The 16,425-nt window shown below is 49.9% G+C and carries 10 protein-coding genes; 7 read left to right on the top strand and 3 right to left on the bottom strand.

Translation table 11 applies throughout. From position 1 onward, the window contains the following. Window positions 1-14: 14 nt before the first annotated feature. From C942_RS14275 to C942_RS14260, 4 genes are all read left to right on the top strand, one after another. A complete protein-coding gene (locus C942_RS14275; protein ID WP_007466764.1) occupies window positions 15-3,785 on the top strand; it encodes an AAA family ATPase in 3,771 nt (1,256 codons plus the stop codon). Window positions 3,786-4,041: 256 nt separating this feature from the next. After that, on the top strand, window positions 4,042-4,731 hold the full coding sequence (gene phoB, locus C942_RS14270) for a phosphate regulon transcriptional regulator PhoB (RefSeq protein WP_007466762.1): 690 nt from the start codon (window positions 4,042-4,044) through the stop codon (window positions 4,729-4,731). Window positions 4,732-4,819: 88 nt separating this feature from the next. Further along, a complete protein-coding gene (gene phoR / locus C942_RS14265) occupies window positions 4,820-6,124 on the top strand; it encodes a phosphate regulon sensor histidine kinase PhoR (protein WP_007466759.1) in 1,305 nt (434 codons plus the stop codon). 79 nt (window positions 6,125-6,203) lie between these two features. Then, a complete protein-coding gene (locus C942_RS14260) occupies window positions 6,204-7,172 on the top strand; it encodes a PstS family phosphate ABC transporter substrate-binding protein (RefSeq protein WP_007466757.1) in 969 nt (322 codons plus the stop codon). Between the two features lie 104 nt (window positions 7,173-7,276). Here the strand turns inward: C942_RS14260 and ppx are convergent, their stop codons facing one another. From ppx to C942_RS14245, 3 genes are read right to left on the bottom strand one after another with little or no spacing between them, the layout of a single operon-like run. Then, window positions 7,277-8,773 carry an exopolyphosphatase gene (gene ppx / locus C942_RS14255; protein WP_007466755.1) on the bottom strand — a complete coding sequence of 499 codons (1,497 nt, stop codon included), beginning with the start codon at window positions 8,771-8,773 and terminating at the stop codon, window positions 7,277-7,279. Further along, window positions 8,766-10,862: a polyphosphate kinase 1 gene (gene ppk1 / locus C942_RS14250; RefSeq protein WP_007466754.1), complete on the bottom strand. Its 2,097-nt coding sequence runs from the start codon at window positions 10,860-10,862 to the stop codon at window positions 8,766-8,768. The genes ppx and ppk1 overlap by 8 nt, the downstream gene beginning before the upstream one ends. A 51-nt stretch (window positions 10,863-10,913) precedes the next feature. Further along, window positions 10,914-11,417: a glycine cleavage system protein R gene (locus C942_RS14245; protein ID WP_007466752.1), complete on the bottom strand. Its 504-nt coding sequence runs from the start codon at window positions 11,415-11,417 to the stop codon at window positions 10,914-10,916. Window positions 11,418-11,699: 282 nt separating this feature from the next. Between C942_RS14245 and C942_RS14240 the strand changes: the two genes are divergently transcribed. The 3 genes from C942_RS14240 to pstB are packed head-to-tail and all read left to right on the top strand — an operon-like array spanning window position 11,700 to window position 16,417. Beyond that, on the top strand, window positions 11,700-13,922 hold the full coding sequence (locus tag C942_RS14240; RefSeq protein ID WP_007466750.1) for an ABC transporter permease subunit: 2,223 nt from the start codon (window positions 11,700-11,702) through the stop codon (window positions 13,920-13,922). 37 nt (window positions 13,923-13,959) lie between these two features. Beyond that, window positions 13,960-15,573, top strand: coding sequence for a phosphate ABC transporter permease PstA (gene pstA / locus C942_RS14235; protein ID WP_036800207.1), 1,614 nt, complete (start codon window positions 13,960-13,962; stop codon window positions 15,571-15,573). Window positions 15,574-15,598: 25 nt separating this feature from the next. Beyond that, complete coding sequence (gene pstB, locus C942_RS14230) at window positions 15,599-16,417, top strand: phosphate ABC transporter ATP-binding protein PstB (protein ID WP_036800266.1); 819 nt, start codon at window positions 15,599-15,601, stop codon at window positions 16,415-16,417. Window positions 16,418-16,425: the final 8 nt, after the last annotated feature.

Here is a 16,425-nt window from a genome sequence, read left to right as displayed (position 1 = left end):
AGAAAAAAATAACGATGAAGATTTTAGCGCTACGTGGCGAGAACCTTGCCAGCTTACAAGATAAATTTGAGATTGATTTTGCCCACGGCCGATTAGGTGAAGCCGGCCTGTTTGCGATTACCGGTAAAACAGGCTCGGGTAAATCGACCATGCTTGATGCCATCTGTCTGGCGTTATATGACCGGATCCCACGCCTGCAATCGAACAAGAAAAATGATGCGGAAATCGGTCGTGACGGTGATGCCGCACGGATCAAAGCCAACGATGTCCGCAGCATTCTTACCCGCGGTAAAGCAGAAGGTTTTGCCGAGGTCGATTTTGTCGCCAATGACGGCAGTCACTGGCGGGCACACTGGCATGTCCGTCGTGCCCGTGGTCGCGCCGAAGGCAGGATCCAGGCTGCTGAGCAGTGGCTGGAAAATATTGAGACCGGCCAGCGATTTGCCGGCAAAAAAGCAGAGTTACAGGCTGAAATCGAGCGTCTGATTGGCCTTTCTTTTGAGCAGTTCCGCCGGGCAGTGATGTTGCCGCAGGGGGAGTTTGCCGCTTTCCTTAAAGCCGGTGCCGATGAGCGTGCCGCGCTGCTTGAACGTATGACCGGTGGTGAAATATACGGTCGCTTGTCGGTGGCAGCCTACGAGCGTGCCCGGGAAGAAAAACAGAAGCTGGCTCAGTTGCAGGACAAGCTGGGCGATATCGCGTTGCTCAGTGACGAAGAGAAACAGCAATTGACTGAGCAGGTTGAAGCCCTGAAACAGCAAGTGCAGCAGCTGGAAGGGCAGATCAATGTTTTTGCCAAACATCAACAAGCGTTGCAGTCAGAAAATATTTTGGCAGAGCGTGTGGCCGAAACGACTCAGGCTCAGGCTGATGCCAAATCACAGCAGGAAGAAGCCCAGCCTCGTTATGAGCAGTTGGATTTAATTGAAAAAGCTCAGCCTGCCAGCGGTGATTTTCTGATGTTGCAGCAAACCGAGCTGCAATTATCGAAGCTGAAGAAAACCCTGTCTGATGCAGAAGCCGCGCTGCAGGGGGAAAAACAGAAACTCATTGATGCCGACCATCAGGCTCAGACGGCTAAACATGCTCTGAATCAGGCTCAACTGCAGTGGCAGGAGCAGGAGCCGAAGATAAAACAGGCCAGCGCGCTGGATCAGCAGTTGGATTCATTGAAACGCCAGCTTGGTGATATCGACAAAGATTATCAGCAACAGGTTCAGGTATTTAACGAGCAACAGCAGCGCCAGCAGGAACTGTATCAGCAGCGTCATCAATTGCAGCAGCGCCATCATCAGCTGGCTGTCGTGTTGGATCAGAATCGCGAGCTGGCTGGTGTCGCCGAGCAGTATCAGCCGGTACTGGATAACCTGGATCAGTACCTGACGGCTCATCGGACGCTGGTTCGCCTGAGCAAAGACAAACAGCAGATCCAGTTTGAGCAGCAGAACCATCAGCGTGATACCGCGATGCTTGAGCAACAGATGCAGACGGTGATTGAGCAGAAAACGATGGTTGACGCTCAGCTCAAAGGAATGGATGTGGAATCGCTTGAGCAGGCGCAAAGCGATGAGCAGAAACGGTTCAATGAGCAGCAACAGCAGCTCGATACCTTGCGTCAGGCTATGTCCGGCTCGAAAGAGTGGGCATCACTGCTGCAACAGAAAGACAAACTTAAAGCCGAGCAGCAGGAGTGGCAGAGCTATCAGGATAAAGCGGAGCTGCGACTGAAAGAACTTCAGCCGCAGTTGGAAATGCTGGCAACCCAATATCAGGAAGCCGAGCACACCTTCCAGCAGAGTATGGCGGTGGTCAACCTGAGTGAATACCGCAGTCAGTTGAAACAGGATGAGCCTTGCCCATTGTGTGGTTCGACTGAGCACCCGTATGCCGAACAGCATCCGGCGGTTGAAGGGGTTCTGCACAGCATGCGCCAGCGTCTGCATGAGCTGCAGCACCAGATGCAGGCCGGAGAAGGTGAGCGCCAGCATTTGCAACAGCAGCTGCCGCAATGCCAGCAGCGATTACAGCTGATTGCCGCTGAACTGCAGCGCTTTGAGCAATATATCGAGCAGGTGTTCAGCCAGATGATGGCATTGCTGAAACAGCTGGAGCTGACGGATTCTCTTGAGCAGGATGTAGCCAGTGAGCAACTGGAGCAGCAAATCCGCCAGTGGCAGCAGGAAGCCGAGCTGACTTATGCTGAATTGCAGCAGCTTCAGCATAGCCTGGAGAAACGTCAGTACCACATCCATCAGGCACGCCAGTTGCAGCAGCAAATGCAGAGTATCCAACAGGCGGAAAGCGAGCTGAAAGAGTTGCAACACAAGCTGGAGCAGAATGCGACCCAGTGGCAGGAACGCCTGCAGTCTCTGGATGAACAGAGCCAGACTCAGCAGGACGTTTTGTCTTCCCGTGCTGAAGCACTTAACGAGCAGTACGGTAATGATCAGTGGCTGGATATGCTGCGTCAGTACGGTGCCGAGCAATATATTCAGCAGCTGAAATATCAGGTTGAGCAGTTCTTGGCGAACCAGCGTGAAGTGCTGGACATTGAAAAGCAGCTGTCCGAGTTGGCACCTAAGTTGGCGGAAATTGAAACCTCGCTGGTTGCCCTTGAGAAACAGCTGACTGACTGGCAGCAAAAAGCCGGTCAGCTACAGCATGAAACGGCTGAGATTTGGCAGTTGAGGTTGTCGTTGGTGGGTGAGCAGGATACAGAGCAACTGGAAGCTCAGCATAAAGCTACAATTAACACCCAGCAGGAAGCGTTGAGCCAGGCTGAAGTCATGCAGCGTCAGGCCGGTGAAGCGCAGGCTGCGGCAGAAGCGGCACTGAACAGCGCCCGTAAGCAGGAAGATGAAACGGCGGCTGAACATCGCAAAGTGGTACAAAGCTGGCTGGGATGGCAGAAAAAGCTGGGCCTTAATGAACATCAGCTGATGCAGTTGCTGAGTAAAGATGAAGCCTGGTTGAAAGAAGAGCGTCAGGCGCTGAAGGCCATTGATCAGGCGGTATCTTCCGCCCAGACTCTGTTGGTTGAGCGCGAGCAAGCCGTGATTGATCATAAACCGTTGGCAGACAGTGCCCGGGAGTGGTTTGAACAGCATGCTATCAGTGCAGATACTGAGCAGCAGGCGCAGTTGTTTGAAGACTGGAACCAGCAGAAGCAGGTCTTGGATGAGCAGGTATTTCAGTCCCGTCAGCGTCAGGTTCAGGCTGAACAGGCCGAGCAGCAGGCTGGTGAGCTGACCGATAAATTGATGAGCCAGCAGCAACAAACCGAGTTGTGGCTGCAGATGAGTGAGCTTATTGGTTCGGCGACCGGTAATAAGTTCCGTACCCTGGCACAGGGGCTGACCTTACAGCAGCTGGTGGTATTGGCTAACGAACATTTGCAGGATCTGGCACCGCGTTATGCGCTGCAGCCGGTACCGAACAGCCCGCTGGCGTTGCAGGTGATCGACCATGACATGGGGGATGAAGTTCGCAGCGTTGAGTCGTTGTCCGGCGGTGAAAGCTTCCTGGTTTCCCTGGCACTGGCACTGGCGCTGGCTTCTCTGGCGGCCGATACACGTCAACTGGGCTCCCTGTTTATTGATGAAGGTTTCGGTACGCTTGATCCGGATAGCCTGGAAATGGCTCTGGCCTGTCTGGATGCCCTGCAGGCTGATGGCCGTCAGATTGGGGTGATCTCCCACGTTGGTACCATGGTTGAGCGGATAGGAGTACAGGTGGCGGTTGAGGCACAGGGTGGTGGTCGCAGTAAGGTGTCCGTCCGGGGCTAAACTTCCTATTTGACTTACAGCTAGGCTGGTAACTTGCAGGCTCGTTGTTCATGGCTGGCCTGAGGTGTTAAGACGGGATGATAACTGCCCGGTTTGGAACCGAACCGGGACAGTTCCTGAACAGTTCTTGGAACACTTTGGTAATGTAATCCAATACATACGGGCTGGCTTTTATCGCGCCGAGTCACAAAAGTGTCATAATAAAAACACATAATGACGCTCGACAGACAGCAACTACTACTGGGTAACTATTGCTATGGTAAAACGGATTCTTGTTGTAGAAGATGAAGCACCGATTCGTGAAATGTTGTGCTTTGTCCTCGAACAGAAAGGATATGAGGCGATTGAAGCTGAAGATTTTGACTCTGCATTGGAGAAAATCTGCGAGCCATATCCTGAACTGATTCTGCTGGACTGGATGCTTCCCGGCGGTTCCGGGATCAACCTGATGAAACATCTGAAGCGGGATGAAATGACCCGTAAGATCCCTGTGGTGATGCTGACTGCGCGCGGCGAAGAGGAAGACAAGGTTCGTGGCCTTGAAGCCGGTGCGGATGACTATATTACCAAGCCTTTTTCTCCGAAGGAGCTGATGGCTCGTTTGAAGGCGGTTATGCGCCGGGTGTCGCCGACATCATTGGAAGATGTGATTGATGTTCAGGGGCTGAAGCTGGATCCGGTTTCACACCGTGTGACGTCGAATGACGAACCGCTGGATATGGGGCCGACAGAGTTCAAGATGCTGCACTTTTTCATGACTCACCAAGAGCGAGTCTACAGCCGTGAGCAGCTTTTGAATAATGTCTGGGGTACTAATGTTTACGTTGAAGACCGCACGGTTGATGTTCACATCCGACGCCTGCGTAAAGCATTGGAAGCTGGTGGTCATGACAAACTTGTTCAGACTGTACGCGGTGCCGGATACCGATTCTCTACCCGTACCTAGTTATTAGCGTTAAGTTAGCTTTTGATACAGGCGAATTTGAAACAAAAAACGAAAGCGAATAGAAGCTTTCGTTTGGATGGAGTAATAAATGGTTGAACGGCTGTCGTGGAAAAAGCTGGTTCTTGAACTGGCCTTTTTCTACTTGCCCTGGATCGCACTGGGAATGATTTTTGGCTATATGCCATGGTTCCTGCTGATTGCCACTTGGATCCAACTCATCTGGCATTTTCATAACCAACTGAAGATGTCCGATTGGTTGTGGAAAGATCGCAGCCTGACTCCACCATCAGGCTCTGGTAGCTGGGAGCCTTTGTTTAACGGCCTTTATCGCTTGCAGCAGCGTAACCGACGCCGCCGCAAAGAGCTGGCTACTTTAATCCGCCGTTTCCGCAATGGTGCGGAATCCCTTCCTGATGCCGTTGTTGTATTTAGAAGCGAAGGGAATATCGTCTGGTGTAACAAACTGGCTCAGCACTTGCTGGGTTTTCGCTGGCCGGATGATGCCGGTCAACCGATCAGCAACCTTCTCCGCAGTCCCGATTTTGTCCGCTATCTGGCTAAACAGTCCTTTGAGACGCCGTTGGAGATCACCTCGCCATTTAACTATGACCGTACCCTTGAACTGCGGATCATGCACTATACCGAAGGTGAGTACCTGATGGTGGTGCGTGATGTGTCACAGCTTAAGCAGCTTGAAGGTATGCGACGTAACTTCTTTGCTAACGTATCTCACGAGCTGCGTACACCAATGACGGTTTTGCAGGGATATCTGGAAATGGCGAAAGATCCAGATATGCTGGTCGGGCCGATGTGGGATAAAGCTCATGGGGTAATGACTGAGCAGCTGCTGCGAATGAATTCGCTGGTTGAGCAGTTACTGACTTTGTCCAAGATTGAAGCTGCGCCGAACATTGAGCTGGAAGAAACGGTGGATGTGCCGGCGATGCTGGATATTCTGGAAAAAGAAGCTATTTCACTCAGTGGCGGTGATAAGCACCTGTTTACCTTCGAAGTTGATAAGTCGCTTAAAGTGTTGGGCGATGAAGATCAGCTGCGCAGTGCGATTTCTAACCTGGTGTATAACGCGGTGAAACATACGCCGAAAAATGCTGAAGTATCGGTGCGCTGGTATCTGTCTGCGACGGGACCAAGGTTGGAAGTAAAAGACAGTGGTGAGGGGATCGAGCCGCAGCATATCCATCGTCTGACCGAGCGATTCTATCGGGTTGATAAAGCCCGCTCCAGGGAAACCGGAGGTAGTGGTCTTGGGTTGGCGATTGTGAAACATGCCCTGAGCCACCATGACTCGCACCTGGAAATTGAAAGCGAGGTAGGTGAAGGCAGTACTTTCTCTTTCACCTTGCCTGAAAGGTTGGTTGCCAAAGCTGCCTGATAAGGGGTTTAACACCAGCCAGACAATATAGATATGATACAAGCGGCTCTCGGCCGCTTTTGCTGTTTACAAGGAACATATGACTGCAAGGTTCAGAAAACTAGGATGCCTGCTGGCTTTGCTTGTCAGTTGGGGAGCATCGGCTGTTGATCAGGAGCTACCTGAATATTACAAAGTGAGCGGTATTTCCGGCAACCTGTCATCGGTTGGCTCAGATACCTTTGCCAACTTGATGACTTACTGGTCGGAAGAATTTAAGCGGATTTATCCGAGCGTTAATATTCAGGTTCAGGCTGCAGGTTCCTCAACCGCACCAACTGCTCTGATTGAAGCAACTGCGCAGCTCGGGCCGATGAGCCGGGCGATGAAATCGCGCGAAATTGAAGCTTTTGAGCAAGAGCATGGTTATCAGCCTACGGCGATCAGAGTTGCAATAGATGCGCTGGCCGTGTTCGTTCATGAGGATAACCCGCTTGAGGGGATCAACTTTGCTGAGCTTGATGCGATTTACTCCCGGACGCTGCGCTGTGGTGCTTTAGAGTCGATCACTCGTTGGGGGCAACTGGGGCTGGAAGGCAGCTGGAAAAAACGCAGTATTCAGTTGTTTGGCCGAAATTCTGTTTCCGGTACATACGGCTATTTCAAACAGCGCGCGCTGTGTAAAGGCGATTTTCGCAATAACGTCAATGAGCAACCGGGCTCTGCATCAGTGGTACAATCGGTTTCCAGTTCACTCAATTCCATTGGTTATTCTGGGATCGGCTATAAGACCACGGGGATCCGTGCGATTCCGGTTGCACGGGATGGAAACAATTTTGTCGAGGCGACGATTGAGAACTCTATCAATGGTAGCTACCCTCTGGCCCGATATTTATATATCTATGTAAATAAGCACCCGAACGAAGCCATGCCGCCGCTAGATGCTGAATTTATCCGTTTTATTCTTTCCCGTAACGGGCAGGATATTGTTGAGAAAGACGGTTATGTGCCTTTACCTGCCTCGATTGTGGCAGAGGATATGAAGACTCTGGGTTTGAGCGCGAATTGATATCCGCTCAATAATTTAAACCCACGGAATAAGAAAGCCTGGCTGAGACTAGCTTGGCTTGTTTTTTCTACTCATATTGCTCGCTTTTATTGAGCTGTATCAGGCTATTTTATGTTGAGTCCCCATCCTGCTTTAGCCCAGTATTCCTGCTCTTGGCGTAAATCGGCCGCCAATAGTTTGTTATTGTTTTCCCAGTCTTTCGGCAGGCTTAACAGCCAGTCTTCTTTGTCGGCTTTTACTTTGATTTGCGGCAGAGGATCATCGGTTCTCTGGCCGTTGAGGGCGACCGCCAAGCGAAGGGTTCTGATCAGCGGATACAGGTGTTTGCGCTTGTAGATATTGAGTTCAGGCATTTCTTCCAGCTTGAGGCTTTTGCGCTGGAAGCGAACAAGGGTAGCCAATACGGTTTGCTGCTCAAGATTAAATCCCGGCATGGTGCTGTAGCGCAACAGGTAGGCAGAATGGCGATGGAATCCCGGATAGGTGATGCTCAAACCGACTTCATGCAGCAATGCCCCCCAACCAAGCAGGGTTGAAAGTTCTGATTTTGCCAGTCCCGGCTGAGGTTCAATTTGGTTGTAGAGCATTTCGGCGGTATTTTTCACCCGGTTAGCCTGCTCCATATCAACATGGTATTGCGCTGCCATGGCATCGGCGGTGCGGGTTCGGATATCACTGTGACGGAAGCGATCTTCCATTTCATACAGCAAGCCTTCCCGTAAGGCACCGTCAGAGTAGGTCATCTGCTCAATTTCCAAGGAATTGAATACAGCGCTGAGGATAGCGACACCAGCCGCAAATACCGGTTTACGGTCATCGCTTAGTCCCTGGAAGTTAAGGTCTTGTGCGTTCTTAAATTCCAGGATTTTGTCGGTTAACTGGCATAGTCGTTTGCCGGTAATAATGCCATCTGCACAGCCCATCCCGATGAGTACTTCACGAATAGCTTTGATAGTGCCGGAAGAGCCGACTGCATATTGCCAGCCTTTCTTGCGGTACTTACTGGCGATACTTTCCAGCTTTTGTTCGGCGGCAAGTTTGGCGGCAGCCATGCTTTTTGCGCTGATTTTGTCTTTAGGGAAAAACTGTTGGTCATAGCTGACACAGCCCATGTGCTTGCTATAGACGAGATGAGTGTCAAAGTCTTCGCCGATGATAAGCTCGGTACTACCACCACCGATATCAACTACCAGTTTACGACCGTTTTCCGGCTGGGTATGAGCGACCCCCAGATAAATCAGGCGGCCTTCTTCCGTACCCGGAATAATTTCTATCGGGTAGGGGATCAGGCTTTCGGCCCGCTTGAGAAAAACGTGGGCATTCTGAGCCTGACGCAGGGTATAAGTTGCGGCAATGCGGACATTTTCCGGTTCGAACCCTTGCAGGCGTTCTGCAAACATTGCCAGGCAGTTCAGGCCGCGCTGAATAGCGGCCTGATCAAGGTTTTGGTGGGCATCCAGGCCGGAAGCCAGATGTACACGCTGTTTGTGCCGGCTGATAATTTGCAGGCTCTGGCCGACGATTCTGGCAACGACCATATGAAAACTGTTCGAGCCAAGGTCAATTGCTGCGATTTCGCGTGGACGTTGATTTTCAATCATTGTTTTTCATCGCTTTTTCGGCTTTTTTTCGGAGCTGTTTTTCCGTATTTTTCAGGTAATCATAGGTCGCTGTTTGGGAGCGGATCTTGCGACGATTACCTCGCGGCACATAATGATTGTTCATTTCTTTATCGATAATCCGTGCTTTGACGGTATCAGACATTTGGATATTCAGGATATCGATAATTTTTTTCTTCAGTACCGGATCCCGGATTGGACAGCCGACTTCGATACGGTTATCGATATTTCTGGTCATCCAGTCCGCTGACGAGATCATCACTTCCGGATCACCGTTATTCTCAAACACCATTACTCTAGGGTGTTCCAGGAAGCGGTCGACGATACTTATTGCGGTGATATTTTCGCTGATCTCTTTGATCCCCGGGATCAATGAGCACATACCACGGATGATCAATTTGATCTCAACGCCAGCGCTACTAGCCTGATAAAGCATGTTTATCAAACCCTTATCGACCAGATTATTCACCTTAAGTGTAATACCAGCAGGCAGGTTTTGCTTGGCATGGGCAATTTCCCTGTCAATTAGGTCATAAAGTCGGGCGCGGGAATTACGTGGTGACACGACTAAGTGGTTGAATTCAACCGGACGGTACGGGTTTTCGATATAACCGAATACCTGTCGGACTTCATTGGTAATTTCTTCATCGCAGGTGAAAAACGCAAAATCGGTATAAATCCGGGCGGTTTTTTCATGGAAGTTACCGGTGCCGAGGTGGGCGTAGCGGACAAAACGGTCATCTTCTTTACGGGTGATTAGGCAAAGTTTGGAGTGGATTTTCAGACCCGGTACACCGAAAAGTACGTGTACACCAGCTTCGGTCAGGCGGCGGGCCCAGATGATATTGGCTTCTTCGTCAAAACGGGCCTGCAATTCAACCACTACCGTTACCCGTTTACCGTTATTGGCGGCTTCAATCATTGATTCAATAATCCGGGAGTCTTTGGCAACCCGGTAGATGTTGATTTTGATGCTGCGTACTTTCGGATCGTAGGCGGCCTGACGCACAAGCTCCGTCATATGGTTGAAGGTGTGGTAGGGGTAATACAGCAGGATATCTTGTGCCTTGATCGCATCAAACGCATTTTGGGCGCAACTGAAATGGTAGCTCTCTATTGGTGGTAGCGGAGGATTTTCCAGGTACTTCCTGCCCACATTCGGAAAGCCGATGAAATCTTTGAAGTTATGGTAACGTCCGCCGGGAATAATACTGTCATAACTGGAGACCTTCAGTAGGCGGCAAAGCTCTTTGATCATGTCGCTGGGCATGTCACGCTGGTACACAAAGCGGACCGGCATGGCATTAAGGCGCTGTTTGAGCCCTTCTGACATCTGTTCCAGCAGGCTGTGCTCGACTTCCAGCCCGAGATCATACTCGGCATCCCGGGTCATTTTCATAGAATAAGCGGTCAGCTTATCGTATTCGAAAAAGCCGCTGAAAATATCATCCAGACAGAAGCGAATAATATTGTCGAGCAGGATTAAAGTCTTTCTGCGTTTGCCTTTGGCTTCCGGTACTTGGACAAATCGTGGCAACTGATCGGTCGGGATCTCAATCAGGGCGTATTTTTTCTTTTTACCCTGCTGCATTTCGACTGTCAGGTAAGAGTATTCGTCTTTCAGGAACTCCAGCAGATCGATATCTTTGGTCAGCAGGATCGGGGTGATGTGCGGAAGGATTGCATTACGGAAATACTTCTTCAGCCATATTTTCTGATTGTCATCGAGCTGTTGTTCGTTGATCAGGAAGATATGGCGGCGTGCCATTTCCAGCAGGATTTCGTTGTACAGGTTATCGAAGTCCTGATTCAGTTTTAGCACCCGGCTCTGGATTTTACTTAACAGTTGTTTGGCGCTGTCATCACCGCCTTGTTCCTGGCTGATCAGGATTTGGCGTTTTACATCAGCAAAACGTACCTGGTAAAACTCATCAGTGTTATTAGAAAAAATCCCTAAGAAACGCACTCGCTCAATCAGCGGGACAGATTTGTCTGCCGCTTCCTGCAGCACGCGTTCGTTAAAAGACAGCCAACTTAATTCTTTTTCAATATAGAGAGGTTCCGTGCTCATTGTCATCCTGCTAATAAGCTTATGGGCCAAAAGAAACGGGGTTAGTTGTTATCAGTTGTCATCCATATCAACGGTTAAATCATCAGCGATTTGCTCAAGAGAATCCTGAACTACATCCAGTTCTAATCCTTGTGGTAATTCGAGCTGGAAATGAGCGGTAAAAATCGGATAGCCCCAGTTAGGCGCGCTTTGGTTTTCGGTTTTGAGTTTGTTGATATTGATACCAAGTTGGTTCAAGCGAGCCGTTACGTCTTTGACTATGCCCGGACGGTCGTTGCCTGTGACGGTGAGGTTGTGAAGAGCAGTGGCGGGCGCATTACTGTTGTCATCCTCAACAATATGGATTTGCAGCTCATTGATTTGTGATAAAGCGTTTTTTAATAGCGGAATATATTGGGAGGCGACTTCGACTTGCAGGATCCCTGCAAACTGACCGGCAAGTTTACTCAGACTGCTGGAAAGCCAGTTACCATTATTTTGGTAAACCGTATCTGAAAGTAGCTCCACCAGTCCGGGGCGGTCTTTGCCGATGACAGTAATGATAAGGTGCTTCATAACGACTTCCTTTTTCGTTGTATGCCAATTCATTATGAGATTGTGTGCATTAGCTGTCCAGATGCCTGGATCGCATATCACTTAAATGAAGTTTAGTTCATAAAGCATTAAGATTAATGACATTTAGCTGCAAAACTAGGTCATCCATAATCAAAGCTTTGTCACCCATCAGTGATGGTTTGATAACTCTGATGCAGACATAGCCGGACGGGTTCGCGCTGTAATATAATTGTCACCTAAAAGAAATATTATTCGTAAACCTATAAAATTTTTGAGGTAATAATGGCAGACGCCAGTGCATTTTTGATGAGTGACAGCCCTGGCCGCCGGGTAAAAGACAGACTGGCGCGCTATGGGGTAACGGCTGGCGGGATTTTTGTACTTATTACCCTGGTTCTGATCTTTTTCTACCTGCTATTTGTCATCTTGCCGATATTCGAAACGGTAAAGGTGAAGCCGCAACAGGCCTTCTCTGTTTCTTTTTCTGATCATCCGGCCGCAATTCGTATCAATGAGCAAAATAATATCGCCTATCGCATGTCACTGCAGGGGCGACTGAGCTTTATTGACTTGAATTCATCACAGACTGGTGCGTTGTTAAATGAATATACAGTGACAGCATCCCCAGCCAGTTTTGCCCGGACATTGCCAAAGGAAGAGGTTTACGGTTATGGCGGCCAGTCCGGTGAGGTGGTGGTGTTCAAACCGACCTTTCGTACTGATTTTTCCGATGGTGATAAGAAAACCATCTCCGGAATTGATTATCCGTTAGGACAAAAAGTGCAGCTTGATCCCGAGGGGCAACCGATTGTGAAGCTGGCGGTATCAATGCGCGATGAGCAGGCCGTCATTGCCGGAGCAACTGCCGATCATCGGGTAAGAGTGATGGTGTTTCGCCATCAGGAGAGTCTGTTGGGAGACGATTCGTCCTGGATGTCGCGTTCTTTTGTTGTTGATGGTTTACCCAAGGACATTAAATCACTGGCGGTAACCCCAGATGGCCGCACTCTCTATGCCATTGCCGGTAGCAGCCTTTACGTGGTTGTGCTGGACGGTAAGCAGCCTGTGATACGGGAAGCGGTGGATGTCAGCACTGACGATGCTTTGCCAGAACAGCTGACACTATTATCCGGCGCAAATTCGTTGCTGATTACAACCAGTGACAACTTGGTTTCACAGTGGTTTGAAGTACTGCGTGACGGTAAGCGGCAAATGATTAAGGCGCGCCACTTTGAAATTGGCAACAGTCCGGTTGTTCAATTGGTTCCGGAATATTCCCGCAAAGGCTTTTTTGCTGTTCAGCAGGATGGTCAGCTGTCAGCTTTTTATACTTCGGTGAAAGAAGCCATTTACCGTGCACAACATTTTGATACGTTACCTGAACATGTGGCAATTTCCCCTCGGGCAGATCGGTTAATCACGGTAAACGGCGATCAGTGGCAGATCTATCGGGTTAAAAACCGCCATCCGGAAATTGCTTTTGCCTCACTGTGGCAGAAGATTTGGTATGAGGGCTACCCGGAACCGGATTATGTCTGGCAGTCGACATCGGCCAGTGATGAGTTTGAGCCTAAGCTGAGCCTGGTGCCGATTGTTTTTGGTACTCTGAAAGCCGCCGTTTATGCCATGTTCTTTGCGATCCCGATGGCATTGGCAGGAGCGATTTATACCGCTTATTTCATGTCATCGAAAATGCGCCGGGTCATTAAGCCGACAGTCGAAATTATGGAAGCGTTGCCAACGGTTATTCTGGGCTTTCTGGCCGGAATATGGCTGGCACCTATCGTTGAGGAAAACTTGGCCGGTATTGCGTTATTGGTTCCTGTATTTCCGCTTGTATTGTTGCTAGTCGGCCTTTGTTGGTCGCTGTTGCCGGGACAAGTGCGACACCGGATACCCGGTGGATTTCACATTATATTACTGATCCCGGTAATTGTGCTTTTGTTCTATGTTTGTTTCCAATTCGGCCCGTATTTTGAGCAGGCTTTTTTTTCCGGCGATCTGAAGATGTATCTCGCCAGTAAGTGGGGGATTGGCTACGATCAGCGAAATGCGTTGGTGGTTGGTATCGCGATGGGATTTGCGGTGATCCCGACCATTTTTACCATTGCCGAAGATGCCATTTTTTCCGTTCCTGCTCACCTAACCAGCGGCTCTCTGGCACTGGGAGCGACACACTGGCAGACACTGACACGCGTGGTGTTACTGACAGCCAGCCCGGGGATTTTCTCTGCCATTATGATGGGGCTGGGCCGCGCCGTGGGTGAAACCATGATTGTGCTGATGGCAACAGGAAATACGCCGATTATGGACTGGAATGTGCTGGAAGGTTTGCGCACGCTTTCTGCAACCATTGCCATTGAGATGCCGGAAAGTGAAGTGGGCAGTTCCCACTATCGGATCCTTTTCCTGGCAGCCTTTGTCTTGTTTGTATTCACCTTTGTATTTAATACCATCGCTGAACTTGTCCGTCAGCATTTGAGAGAGAAATACAGCTCGCTGTAATGTTTGAGGCTATCAACAGAATGAATTTAACTAACTGATGGGTAACTGGTTTAAGTCAGGTGCTCCCTGGATATGGATGACGGCAGGCGCGGTGAGCCTGAGTTTGGCGGCTGTACTGGGTTTATTGTTATTGATTGGCTGGAAGGGGTTGAGTTATTTCTGGCCGGCACCTGTGTATCAGTTTGAGCTTGATATCAGCGGTAATAAACAAACTGTGATTGGTGAGCTTTATGAAAAGAAATCAATCTCGGTAAAACAATTGGCCGAAGCCGGTGTTGATGTTTCACAGATAGACGGTGATCGGGTTGAGCGTTACCTGATCAAAACCGGAAACCGTGAGCGTGTTGAGCTGGACTTTATCACTGTGCTTGAGACACAGGTGGAAAGCCGTACCCTGGCGGATGGAATTGCCGTGATTGACCGGGTGAAGAACGGTAAGTTCTATGGCTATCCGATTAGTTTTATTGATGATGGTGTCAGCAAGTCGATGACCGATTTGCCGGACGGTTTATCGGCAGCAGATAAGGTGCGGGATGAAATCAGGCAACTGCAACAAACCGATATCGCCGAGATTAACCGTCAGTTGGAATTGCTGCGGTTGGAAGAGCGAAAACAGGGGCAACAGCCTGAGCTTGAACTCCGGCGTGAAAAATTGGAACAGGATTACAGTGCGTTGGAGCAACGGTTGTTTGCTTTGCGACAAAAGCTGGAACAAGACGCGGTTCTGGTTCGGGATATGGCTGGCGTTATGGTCAGATTGCCGCTGGGGCAGGTTCTCGATCTCTGGTATCCGAACAATTTGAACTTTATTGAAAAGTTGGCTCACTGGGGGCACCAAGTCGGCAAGTTTGTCAGTGAAGACCCGCGGGAAGCCAATACCGAAGGCGGGGTGTTCCCGGCGATATTCGGCACGGTATTTATGGTGCTGCTGATGAGCGTGGTGGTGACTCCGCTGGGTGTTATGGCGGCAGTCTATCTTCATGAATATGCTGGTAAAAATCGTTTCACTAACCTGATACGGGTTGCGGTCATTAACCTTGCCGGTGTGCCGTCCATTGTATACGGAGTGTTCGGGCTTGGTTTCTTTGTTTATATGGTTGGTGGTAGTGTCGATGAGATCTTTTTTTCCGATCAGCTTCCGGCACCGACATTCGGAACGCCGGGCATTTTATGGTCGGCACTGACACTGGCGATCCTGACCTTGCCGGTGGTGATTGTTTCTACCGAGGAAGGGCTGGCAAGGATCCCGAATTCGGTACGTCACGGTTCGTTGGCGCTCGGGGCCACTCAGGCTGAAACTTTGTGGCGAATTGTGTTGCCAATGGCTAGTCCGGCCATTATGACCGGTTTGATTCTGGCGGTAGCGCGGGCTGCTGGGGAAGTGGCACCGCTAATGCTGGTCGGGGTGGTAAAAATGGCACCGACCCTGCCGGTTGATGGGCAGTTCCCGTACCTGCACCTTGATCGCAAGTTCATGCACCTTGGCTATCATATCTATGATGTCGGTTTTCAAAGCCCGAATGTAGAAGCGGCAAGGCCACTGGTATATGCTACATCGTTTTTACTGGTCACCGTGATTGTCGGTCTGAACCTGACGGCAATCGGGATCCGCAACCATTTGCGCGAAAAATACCGCTCTTTGGAATATTAATGAGACTCATGACCCCATGACTGATATGTTTTCAATTAACTCGCCCATCGGCCTGTTTCAGCCGGAAGATTTGACTTCGTTACCCGAAGACAAAACGGCGATGTCAATCGAAGGACTGGATCTCCATTACGGGAGTCATCAGGCCCTGTTTAATATCAACATGCGGATTGCCAAAGGGAAGGTGACGTCATTTATCGGTCCGTCAGGGTGTGGTAAATCAACCTTGCTGCGCTGTATCAACCGAATGAATGATCTGGTGGAAGGCTGTAAGGTCGAAGGCAAAATCATGCTGCATGGCCAGAACATTTACGACAGTAAAGTGGATGTCGCAGCTTTGCGCCGCCGTGTCGGAATGGTGTTTCAGCGGCCGAATCCGTTCCCGAAATCCATTTATGAAAATGTGATTTATGGGTTGCGTCTGCAGGGGATCAAAGAGCGGCGGGTACTGGATGATGCGGTCGAAAACTCATTGCGCGGTGCCGCGTTGTGGGATGAGGTAAAAGATCGCCTGCATGAAAATGCTTTCGGTTTGTCCGGCGGTCAGCAGCAGCGACTGGTGATTGCCCGCGCCATTGCCATTGAGCCGGAAGTGTTACTGCTTGATGAGCCGACGTCGGCACTGGACCCGATTTCGACGTTGACTATCGAAGAGCTGATTAACGATCTGAAAACAAAATATACCGTTATCATTGTTACCCATAACATGCAGCAGGCTGCCAGGGTTTCAGATAACACAGCATTTATGCATATGGGGGAACTGGTGGAATATGCGAATACCAATGATATTTTCACCACTCCGACAGAGAAACGAACTGAAGATTACATTACTGGCCGATACGGTTAAGGAACAGG

Origin of the sequence: Photobacterium marinum, assembly GCF_000331515.1 — a bacterium.
Lineage (GTDB): Bacteria > Pseudomonadota > Gammaproteobacteria > Enterobacterales > Vibrionaceae > Photobacterium > Photobacterium marinum.
Note: the sequence above shows the minus strand (reverse complement) of the source record. Positions and strands in the feature narration are given on the sequence as shown.